Source organism: Mycobacterium sp. (assembly GCF_035697385.1).
In the GTDB taxonomy this organism is placed as follows: Bacteria; Actinomycetota; Actinomycetes; order Mycobacteriales; family Mycobacteriaceae; genus Mycobacterium.
This window is the reverse complement of sequence record NZ_DASSCY010000312.1, coordinates 1-10,369: the sequence shown is the minus strand read 5'-3', so window position 1 is coordinate 10,369 and position 10,369 is coordinate 1. Positions and strand designations below refer to the sequence as shown.

The following is a 10,369-nucleotide window of genomic DNA, read 5'->3' as shown; positions in this document are numbered from 1 at the left end:
TAGTGGCCGCGGGCGACCCAGTCGTCGTAGTTCACGATTTCGTCGCCGATGGTGGTGGAGTCGCCGTGGCCGGTGTAGACGGTGGTGTCGGCGGGTAGCTTGCCGAGTTTCTCCGAGATGGACGCCAAGATGGTTCCGAAGTCGGAGTAGGACCGTCCGGTTGCTCCTGGGCCGCCCTGGAACAGGGTGTCGCCGGAGAACACGGCGTTCAGTTCGGGGGCATGCCAGCACACCGAGCCCGGGGAGTGTCCGGGGGTGTGGATCGCGCGCAGCTCGTGGCCGGCGACGCGCAGGGTTGCACCGTCGTCGACGGTGCGGAAATCGCTGTCGGGGTGGGTCATTCGCCACAGCACGTCGTCGGCGGGGTGCAGCAGTACCGGGGCGTCGAGTGCCTTGCCGAGTTCGGGGGCGACGGTGACGTGGTCGTTGTGCCCGTGGGTGCACACCACCGCGACGACGTGGCGCCCACCGACGGCGGTCACGATCGGGCCCGCGTCATGGGCGGCGTCGAAGACCACCACTTCGGAGTCGTCGCCGACGAGCCAGATGTTGTTGTCGACTTCCCAACTGCCGCCGTCGAGTTCGAAGGTCCCATGGGTGACCAGCCGCTGGATCGGGCCGCCGTTCACTAGAGCATCACCACCGAGCGCAGTACCTCACCGGCGTGCATCTTGTGAAACGCCTCCTCGATACCGTCCAGGCCGATGCGTTCGGAGACGAACTTCTCCAACGGCAACCGGCCCTGCAGATACAACGAGATCAGGGTGGGGAAGTCACGCTCGGGCAGACAATCGCCGTACCACGACGACTTGAGCGCCCCGCCGCGGGAGAAGAAGTCGATCAGCGGCATCTCCAGCTTCATATCGGGGGTCGGAACACCCACCAGCACAACAGTTCCCGCCAGATCGCGGGCATAGAACGCCTGCTTCCATGTCTCGGGCCGCCCGACCGCGTCGATCACCACGTCGGCGCCGTTACCGTCGGTGAGGTCCTGAATGGTGGCCACCGGGTCCAGCTCGCGGGCGTTGACGGTGTGGGTGGCGCCGAAATCGCGTGCCCAGTCCAGCTTCGTGTTGTCGGTGTCCACCGCGATGATCCGCTTGGCCCCCACCAACGCCGCCCCCGCGATCGCCGCATCACCCACGCCGCCGCAGCCGATCACCGCGACCGTGTCATCGCGGCCCACGGCCCCGGTGTTGACCGCTGCGCCCAGCCCGGCCATCACCCCGCAGCCCAACAGCCCGGCCACCGCCGGATCCGCCGCCGGGTCAACCTTGGTGCACTGGCCCTCATGCACCAGCGTCTTGTCGGCGAACGCCCCGATCCCCAAAGCCGGCGTCAGCTCGGTGCCGTCGGTCAGCGTCATCGGCTGTGAGGCGTTGAACGTGTCGAAGCAGTACCACGGCCGGCCCCGTTTACACGCCCGGCACTGACCGCACACCGCGCGCCAGTTCAGGATCACGAAATCACCGGGCTCCACATTCGTCACACCCGGCCCGACCGATTCCACGGTGCCCGCGGCCTCATGGCCCAGAAGAAACGGGAACGCGTCGTTGATGCCGCCCTCGCGATACGTCAGGTCGGTATGACACACCCCGCACGCGATCACATCGACAACAACCTCGCCCGGCCCCGGATCGGGAATGACGATGTCCACCACCTCGACCGGCTCACCCTGCTTCCGTGAAATCACACCACGCACCGTCTGAGTCATGCATACAACCTAATGCGAGCCAACCTCCGCGATGCGCCGAGTCTCCGCACAGATCGCGATCTGTCCGCAGCTTCGGCGGTCAGAGCCCGTGAGTGGAAGGCTGGTGACGTGCCTCCGGCCCTCTATCTGTCCCATGGCGCACCGCCGCTCGTCGACGACGAACTCTGGGTTGCGCAGCTGGCGGCGTGGGCCGGAGGGCTGCCGACGCCTTCGGCGATCCTCGTCGTCTCCGCTCACTGGGAATCAGCGCCGCTGACCATCGGGTCGACGTCGGCCAACACCCCACTGACGTACGACTTCTGGGGGTTTCCGCAACGCTATTACGAGGTCACCTACGACGCGCCGGGTGCGCCGGGACTCGCCGCACGCATCGAAAAGCTGATGCCCGACGACGAGCACGTCACCCACGACCAGGACCGCCGCCTCGACCACGGCGCCTACGTTCCGCTGACGGTGATGTACCCCGATGCGACGATCCCGGTGTTGCAGATCTCGATGCCCACCCTTGACCCGCAGCGACTGCTGCACCTCGGCGAGCGGCTTCGTCCGCTGCGCGAGGAGGGAGTGCTGATCATCGGCTCCGGCTTCACCACGCACGGGTTGCCGTTCCTCGACGATCCATCGCCGAACGCCGAGCCGCCGGGGTGGTCATCGGAGTTCGACGACTGGGCGCACGAACGTTTCGCCGCCGGTGACGTCGAGGCGCTCATCGACTTTCGGGCGAAGGCTCCTGGCATGCCATACGCGCACCCCACCATCGAGCACTTCTCCCCGCTGTTCGTCGCGCTTGGTGCGTCCGCGGATCCGGAGCAATCATCGCGGCAGGTGATCGACGGCTATTGGATGGGCCTGGCGAAACGGTCGATTGAACTGAGTTAGCTCGCATACCGTTGACCCGATCGACATGAAAACCCGCATAGCACCTCAAACCGACCTCTTGCTGGCGGCGCGCGCCGCGCATGTCCGCCGAGACTGGCATGCCTCCTACGACGCTTTCGTGAGGGCAGCCGAGGACACGGCGCTGTCCACCGACGATCTCGATGCGATGGCCGTGGCGGCCTGGCGCGTCGGCCGCGGCAAGGAGTCGGTTCGGGTCGCCGAGCGCGTATTCGGGCGGCTGGCCAGCACCGATCCACCGGCGGCGGCAATGAAAGCGGTCGACCTCGCGCTTGCGTGGCTTTTCCGCGGCGACATCAATGTCGGGCGAGGCTGGATGAGCCGGGCCCGCCGGTTGCTCGACGGCGCGCCGGAGTGCGCTACGCACGGATATCTGGCCTACCTCGACTTCGTTGTCGCGGTGATGACGCGCGATTCCGCGGCGGTCCCTGCGCGGGTGACCACGCTGCGCGAAGTGTGCGACCGGCTTGATGACACGCCAGCGCTGACGGCGCTGTGTCATGTCGCGCAGGGCCTGGAGGCGGTCTTCGACGGCAAGTTGGCCGAGGGCTACGGCCACATCGACGAGGCCATGCTGCCGGTCCTCGCCGACCAGGTGCCGCTGGACTGGGCAGGCGACATCTTCTGCACAGTGCTGCACCACTGCCACCGCCTCGCCGACATGCCGCGCATGCGGGCGTGGACACAATCCATGGAGCGCTGGTGTAACGAATTCGCGGTGTCGGCCAACTACGGCGGTGTCTGCGACGTGCATCGCCTGCAACTGCAGGCGGCCACCGATGACTATCACGTGCTCGAGCATCGGCTGGCCGAGGCGAGCCGCGCCCTGGAGGAGGTCAACTGTTGGGCGGGCGGCGAGGGCTACTACCAGCTGGGTGAGGTGCGCCGGTTGCGCGGCGACGCCGACGGCGCATTTGAGGCTTTCTCTCGGGCTCGGTCGCTGGGCATCGACCCGCAACCCGGTGAGGCGCTGCTGCGCTGCCGCACGGGTGACAGTGACACGGCGTGGACAGATCTGCGCGTCGCGCTTGCGGGAGCCGACCGGCTGGGTCGCATGCGGCTACTGCACGGCGCTGTCGACGTGGCGTTGTCGCGCGGCAGCCTCGACGAAGCCGAACGGCATTGCCGCGAGCTGGAATCCGGCGCCGAAGTTTTCGGCACACCCGGATTTCGAGGGTGGGCCGCACATGCGCGCGGCGCCATCTTGGTCCAGCGGGCGCAGCACGCCGAGGCACTCGACGCGTTGCAGGCGGCGCTGCGCGAGTACCGCTCCCAGCAATCCCGCTACGAGACAGCTCAGCTGTACGAATGGATGGCTATCGCGCACAAGGGGCTCGGCGAATACCAGCTGGCCGCGGCGGATGCGGCCACTGCGGAGAACATCTACGCCCAGCTCGGCGTCGAACCCGCGCAAGTCTGCGGTATCAGCTCGCCGGGCGGTCTGACAAAACGGGAGATCGAGATCCTGCGCCGGGTCGCGGGCGGCGCCACCAACAGGCAGGTCGCCGAGCAGATCTGCATCAGCGAGAAGACGGTCGGGCGCCACCTGGCCAACATCTACGCCAAGCTAGGAGTCTCGTCGCGCACGGCGGCGGTGGCATGGGCGCACGACAACAACGTGCTGCAGTAACCGCTCTGCATCATTCGCACCACACCGCGCCCACGGAAATGCATGGTTTGCCCGATGCTTAATTGGGCTCATCGGCCTAGCGTTTCACCCATGACGACATTGAACGAAAAGTCGGTGGCCCCGATGGACACCACCGAAGAGTTCGCCGAACGAGTCGCTGGCGCGATCGACAGCGCAAGCCTCGCCATCCTGCTGTCGATCGGGCATCAGACCAAGCTGTTCGACACGTTGGCCCAACTGCCGCCGGCTACTAGTGAGCAGATCGCCGATGCCGCTGGCCTCAACGAACGCTACGTGAGGGAGTGGCTTGGAGGTGTGGTATCCGGGCGCATCGTCGATTACGACCCTGCGGCGCAGACATATTCGCTTCCACCTCATCGCGCGGCGGTGCTGACCCGCGCGGCCGGTCCGGACAACCTGGCTCGCGTCGCGCAATTCATCCCATTGCTCGGCGAGGTGGAGCAGAAGATCATCGGCTGCTTCTCCACGGGTGGCGGACTGCCATACAGCGAGTATCCGCGCTTCCACAAACTGATGGCCGAGATGAGCGGCGAAGTGTTCGACGCCGCCCTGGTCGACGTTGTCCTGCCAATGGCCGAGGGGCTGGCGGAACAGCTTCATGCCGGGGCCGACGTGGCCGACATCGGATGCGGCAGTGGACACGCCATAAACGTGATGGCGCAGGCGTTTCCGGCAAGCCGCTTCACTGGCATCGACTTCTCCGACGAAGGACTCGGAGTCGGTCGGGCCGAGGCCAACCGGCTGGGGCTGGCGAACGCACAGTTCATCGCCAAGGACGTGGCCAAACTCGGTATGACCGAAACATTCGATGTGATAACGGTTTTCGACGCGATTCACGATCAGGCGCAGCCCGCACGCGTGCTGGAGAACATCCACCGCGCCTTGCGGCCGGGCGGGATTCTGTTGATGGTCGACATCAAGGCCTCGACCCACCTCGAGGACAACGTCGGCGTTCCGCTGGCGACCTACCTGTACACGGTCTCGACGATGCACTGCATGAGCGTGTCGCTGGGGCTCGACGGCGCCGGTCTCGGGACCTGCTGGGGTAGGCAGCTGGCGACGTCAATGCTGGCCGACGCAGGCTTCGGCGACGTGACTGTTCACGAGATCGACTCTGACCCGTTCAACAACTACTACATCGCACGAAAATAGGTGCCTAGTGACAACCCTCGATGACTCCGTATCGGCAGAACCCAAGTGCCACCACCTACCCCAGACGAACGGCAACCGACTGTTCGTGACAGACGGAGGCCTAGAGACCGAGTTGGTCTTCCATGATGGCGTCGATCTCCCGTGCTTTGCGGCGTTTCCGTTGCTCGACAATCCGACCACCCGTGAGCGGCTGCGCCGCTACTACGACGGCTACCTCGACATCGCCCGCGAGCATGGGGCGGGTTTCGTGATCGAGACACCGACATGGCGTGCCAACCCGGACTGGGCCTTTCAGCTCGGTTACTCGCTCGAAGAGCTCGAGGCCGTTAACCGCGCCGCGGTGGCACTCGCCGAGGAAGTCAGGATGGCTGCGGCGGGCGATGGCATCACCGCGGTGGTGAGTGGCTGTGTCGGTCCGCGTGGGGACGGCTACGACCCGGGCCAGGCGATGACGCCCCAGGATGCCGAGCGTTACCACGCGGTGCAGATCGGCACGTTCGCTGACACCACGGTCGACCAGGTCACTGCGATCACAATGACCAACGCCGAGGAGGCGATCGGTGTCGTGCGCGCCGCGTTAGCGGCAGGTATCCCGGCGGCGGTCTCGTTCACCGTTGAGACGGACGGGCGACTGCCGACGGGGCAGCCGCTGCGCGAAGCGATCGAACAGGTGGACTCGGCGACAGAGGCCGGCGCCGCCTACTTCATGGTCAACTGCGCGCACCCAACACATTTCGCCGAGGCGCTGGAGCAGGACGGCCCGTGGCGGGACCGACTCGTTGGCTTGCGCGCCAACGCATCCGCCAAGAGTCACGCCGAACTCGACGAAGCGACCGAACTCGATGCGGGTGATCCGACCGATCTCGGCGCCCGGCACGCAGCGCTGCGTGACCTGCTCCCGGCGGTCACTGTGCTCGGTGGATGCTGCGGCACCGACGCGAGTCACGTGGCTGCGATCTGCTCGGCCTGGAGTGCCAACTAAGCTGCTGCGCGATGAGCGCGCTGGAAGCCATTGCAGATTGGCCGGCCCCGACCGTCGCCGCCGCGGTGGTCGGGCCGTCCGGCGTTCTGGGTACACACGGCGATACCCGGCACCGTTTTGCGCTGGCGTCGGTGACAAAACCGTTGGTGGCGCGCGCGGCGCAGGTCGCCATCGAAGAGGGCGGCGTCGAACTCGAAGCCGAGGCCGGCCCGCCCGGGTCCACGGTCCGTCACCTGCTCGCGCACACGTCGGGCTACTCGATGCACTCGCCGGATCTGATGGGCAAGCCGGGTACCCGGCGCGTCTACTCCAACTACGGCTTCGGCGTGCTGGCGCAGACCATCCAGCAAGCATCCGGTATCGAGTTCGATCAATACCTGACCGAAGCGGTGTTCGAACCGCTCGCGATGGCCGATACCTCGCTCGATGGCGGAGCGGATGCCGCGGGCTTCGGCGCGGCCTCGACGGTGGCCGACCTAGCGGCCTTCGCCGGTGACCTGCTGAGGCCCTCGTTGGTGTCGCAGCAGATGCACGACGCAGCTGCCGACGTGCAGTTTCCCGGATTGGACGGCGTGTTGCCCGGATTCGGGGTGCAGCGGCCCAACGACTGGGGGCTGGGGTTCGAGATCCGCGACGCCAAGTCACCGCATTGGACCGGATCGGCGAACTCGGGCCGCACCTACGGGCATTTTGGCCAGTCAGGGACGTTTTTGTGGGTCGACCCCGCCGCGGATCTCGCGCTGGTGGTGCTCACCGACCGCAACTTCGGCGACTGGGCATACCCGCTGTGGCCGGCATTGTCTGACGAAGTGCTGAGAGAATTCGGAGCACACTAGCGCAACAGGGGCCTCACAAGGCACAATGGACACGCATGACACAGCTGTAATTCGGAATCCGCCAGGTCGTTGGGGAAGACGTCCCTCGTGGAGCCGAAGGAGCAGCAGATGCGTGCAGCGAACCAATTCGCCGACGCGGCGACTGGTGTGGTGTACATCCACGCCTCACCCGCGGCGGTGTGCCCGCATGTCGAGTGGGCGTTGTCGTCGACCCTGTCGGCGCGGGCAAACCTGAAGTGGACCCCGCAGCCGGCCATGCCGGGGCAGCTGCGCGCTGTCACGAACTGGGTCGGACCCGTCGGCACCGGAGCGCAGCTGGCGAACGCCTTGCGCTCGTGGTCAGTGCTGCGATTCGAGGTGACCGAGGATCCCAGCGCCGGCGTTGACGGCCACCGTTGGTGCCACACCCCGCAGTTGGGTCTGTGGAGCGGAACGATGAGCGCCAACGGCGACGTGATGGTCGGGGAGATGCGACTGCGGACCCTGATGCAATCGGGGGCCGACATGCTCGCCGCCGAACTCGATTCGGTGCTCGGCACGGCGTGGGACGAGGCGTTGGAGGCCTATCGCGACGGCGGCGACGGCGCGGAAGTCAGCTGGCTCAACCGCGGAGTCGGGTAAGGATCTGCAGCGCGCCGGGAACGGCTGACACGTCGACAGGCAGCGGGCAGACGTATTCACCGTCGGCGTACGCGTTGATGCCTGCGGAGTCCACGCTGACCGAGCGGGCGCGCGCTGTGGTCACCCCGTCGAGTTCGGTGTGGGTGCCCTTGAACACGGTGGGGAACAAGCGGATCAACCGGGTTCGCGAGGTCGCGTGCACCATCGTGATGTCGAGCTGGCCGTCGGCGTGGTCGGCGTCGGGACAGATCAGCATGCCGCCGCCGTAGCTTCGGGTGTTGCCGAACGCGGCCAGCGTCAGATCGGTGACGATCTCCTCGCCGTCATCGAAGGCCAGCCGAAAAGGCAGCGGCCGAAGTTGTGAGATTTCCGCGACGATCGCGAGGTTGTAACGCATCCGGCCGTGCGGCCATGTCATGCGATTGGTGCGGTCGCTGACAAGCGAATCGAATCCGGTGGCCATCACCGTGCCGAACCACTTCTGTACTCCGGCGTGGTTGTCGATGCGGCCGAGGTCGACGGTCTTGGTCCAGCCGTCGGCGACCACATCGGCGGCGGCTTCGGGATCGCCTTGGGGTAAACCGTATTCGCGGGCGTGGTCATTGCCGGTGCCCGCCGCGATGATGCCCAACGGGATGTCGCCGAGCGCCAACGACTGCAGCGCCAGCGCGATCACACCGTCACCGCCGCACACCACCAGTGCATCCGTGCCGCGCTCCAGCGCGTCGTCGAGAAGCCGCCGCGCGTGATCCGCATCGGTGCCGACGATTTCGCAGACGTCGACGCCCCGTTGTTGAAATCGTGCGATCGCCCGCTCTGCCGCGTGCGGTGCGTTGCCGTGGCCCGACATCGGATTCGTCAGCATCGTGACGCGACCGATCTCGCGCTTGGTCATGGAATGAGCTTGCCCGGGTTGAGGATTCCGGTCGGGTCGAGTGTGGCCTTGACGGCCCGCAGTACCGCGACTCCGAGGTCGCCGACCTCGTCGCGCATCCACGGCCGATGATCGGCGCCGACGGCGTGGTGGTGCGTGATGGTGCCGCCGGTGCGCACCATCGCTTCCGACGCGGCGGTCTTCGCTTTGCGCCACTGCTCGATCGCGTCACCGCGTTGCCCCGCGACGACGGTGAAGTACAGCGACGCACCGGTGGGATACACATGCGAAATGTGGCACAGCACAAGCGCTGGCGTGCCTGATTCGGCGAGCGAACTGGTCAGCGCCTCGGTGACCGCGGTCTTGAGCGTGGGGATATTGGACCAATTGGTGGCGGTCTCCAGCGTCTCGCACAATGCTCCGGCATCCAGCAGTGCGTCGCGCAGGTACGGCGCACCGTACCGGCCGTGCTCCCAGGCGCGGGCAGGCGCTTCGCCCAGTGACGTGCCGCCGTGGGCTTGCAGCAGCGCGCGGGTCTCGGCATGCCTGCTCTCGACATGGGCCTCGGTGCCCTCGAAAACCGTTATCGCCAGGCAGCCGCCAGTGATCTGCTGTTCGCCGATGTTCTCGGTGGTGGCCAGGTTGACGCCGGTCTCGGCTTCGTCGGACAACCGGATCACCGTCGGGCCAGTGCCTGTCTGGACGACGGCGCGCAGCGCGGCGGCGCCGGTTTCGAAGTCCGGGAACGACCACGCCTCGTAGCGGGTGTCCTCGGGAGTGCGATGGACCCGCACCCGCACCCGGGTGATGATCCCGAAGACGCCCTCGGAACCGATGAGCAGCTGCCGTAGATCGGGGCCCGCAGCGGATTCCGGTGCGCGGCCCAGGTCGAGCACGCCGGCCGGTGTCACCGCGCGCAGGCCGCGGACCATGTCGTTGAACCGGCCGTAGCCGGCCGAGTCCTGGCCCGACGACCGCGTCGCCGCGAAGCCGCCGATGGTGGCGAATTGGAAACTCTGCGGGAAGTGCCCGAGCGAGAAGCCGCGCTCGCCGAGCAGGCGTTCGGCCTCGGGTCCGGTCAGCCCGGCACCGAGTTCGGCCTCCGAGGAGATTTCGTCGAGGGAGTGCAACTGGTCGAGCCGTCGCAGATCCAGCGACACGACGGCCTTGAAGTCGCCGCGGATGGGATCAAGACCGCCGACCACGCTGGTGCCGCCGCCGAAGGGGACGACGGCGATGCTGCGTCGTGCGCAATACTTGGTGATCTCGGCTATTTCCTCTTCGTCGCCGGGCACAAGCACAGCGTCGGGAGCGTCTTGTACGCCGGAATCCTTGCGGCGCAACAGGTCCAGCGTCGACTTGCCGCCCGCGCGCAGCAACCGGCCGCGATCGTCGACGCTGCAGTATTCGGCACCGACGATCGCCGTCAGCCCGTCGAGGTCGGCGGGGGACAGCGCGGACGGCCGCAGCCGAACCTGATCCGGTTCGAGCTCGACAGCGGTCGTCTCTTCGACACCGAGGGCTTGTTTGAGCAGCGACCGAATGCCGTCGGACAGCGGCTTGGCTTCCTGCGGGTCGCCCCAGGCGTTCCACTTCATCGGGGGCAGCAGAGTCGTCTGTTGGTCATCCGGACGCGTCATGC

Annotated in this window: 10 protein-coding genes; 6 read left to right on the top strand and 4 right to left on the bottom strand. The window is 66.8% G+C overall.

Features of this window, described 5'->3' with window-relative positions; genetic code table 11:
- Both VFH65_RS26535 and VFH65_RS26530 read right to left on the bottom strand, forming a co-directional pair.
- Window positions 1–629: MBL fold metallo-hydrolase (locus tag VFH65_RS26535; RefSeq protein ID WP_353325707.1), on the bottom strand; the 629-nt coding region annotated here is incomplete at its 3' end.
- Window positions 629–1,714, bottom strand: coding sequence for an S-(hydroxymethyl)mycothiol dehydrogenase (locus VFH65_RS26530; RefSeq protein ID WP_353325706.1), 1,086 nt, complete (start codon window positions 1,712–1,714; stop codon window positions 629–631). The genes VFH65_RS26535 and VFH65_RS26530, both read right to left, overlap by 1 nt.
- 108 nt (window positions 1,715–1,822) lie before the next feature.
- Between VFH65_RS26530 and VFH65_RS26525 the strand changes: the two genes are divergently transcribed.
- The 6 genes from VFH65_RS26525 (at window position 1,823) to VFH65_RS26500 (ending at window position 7,853) form a co-directional block, all read left to right on the top strand.
- On the top strand, window positions 1,823–2,593 hold the full coding sequence (locus VFH65_RS26525; protein WP_353325704.1) for a dioxygenase: 771 nt from the start codon (window positions 1,823–1,825) through the stop codon (window positions 2,591–2,593).
- A 25-nt stretch (window positions 2,594–2,618) separates the two neighbouring features.
- The gene (locus tag VFH65_RS26520) at window positions 2,619–4,241 is read left to right on the top strand and encodes a LuxR C-terminal-related transcriptional regulator (protein ID WP_353325702.1); all 1,623 of its coding nucleotides are present in this window, start codon (window positions 2,619–2,621) and stop codon (window positions 4,239–4,241) included.
- A 90-nt stretch (window positions 4,242–4,331) separates the two neighbouring features.
- Window positions 4,332–5,414, top strand: coding sequence for a class I SAM-dependent methyltransferase (locus tag VFH65_RS26515; protein ID WP_353325700.1), 1,083 nt, complete (start codon window positions 4,332–4,334; stop codon window positions 5,412–5,414).
- 85 nt (window positions 5,415–5,499) lie between these two features.
- Window positions 5,500–6,396 (top strand): homocysteine S-methyltransferase family protein, encoded by an 897-nt coding sequence (locus tag VFH65_RS26510; protein ID WP_353325698.1) that lies wholly within the window; start codon window positions 5,500–5,502, stop codon window positions 6,394–6,396.
- Window positions 6,397–6,407: 11 nt separating this feature from the next.
- Complete coding sequence (locus VFH65_RS26505) at window positions 6,408–7,232, top strand: serine hydrolase domain-containing protein (protein ID WP_353325696.1); 825 nt, start codon at window positions 6,408–6,410, stop codon at window positions 7,230–7,232.
- 108 nt (window positions 7,233–7,340) lie between these two features.
- Entirely contained in the window at window positions 7,341–7,853 is a 513-nt protein-coding gene (locus tag VFH65_RS26500) for a DUF3145 domain-containing protein (RefSeq protein ID WP_353325694.1), read from the top strand.
- Here the strand turns inward: VFH65_RS26500 and VFH65_RS26495 are convergent.
- Complete coding sequence (locus VFH65_RS26495) at window positions 7,834–8,748, bottom strand: diacylglycerol kinase (RefSeq protein WP_353325692.1); 915 nt, start codon at window positions 8,746–8,748, stop codon at window positions 7,834–7,836. The genes VFH65_RS26500 and VFH65_RS26495 overlap by 20 nt on opposite strands.
- Complete coding sequence (locus tag VFH65_RS26490) at window positions 8,745–10,325, bottom strand: FAD-binding oxidoreductase (RefSeq protein WP_353325708.1); 1,581 nt, start codon at window positions 10,323–10,325, stop codon at window positions 8,745–8,747. Before VFH65_RS26490 ends, VFH65_RS26495 begins: the two co-directional genes overlap by 4 nt.
- Window positions 10,326–10,369: the final 44 nt, after the last annotated feature.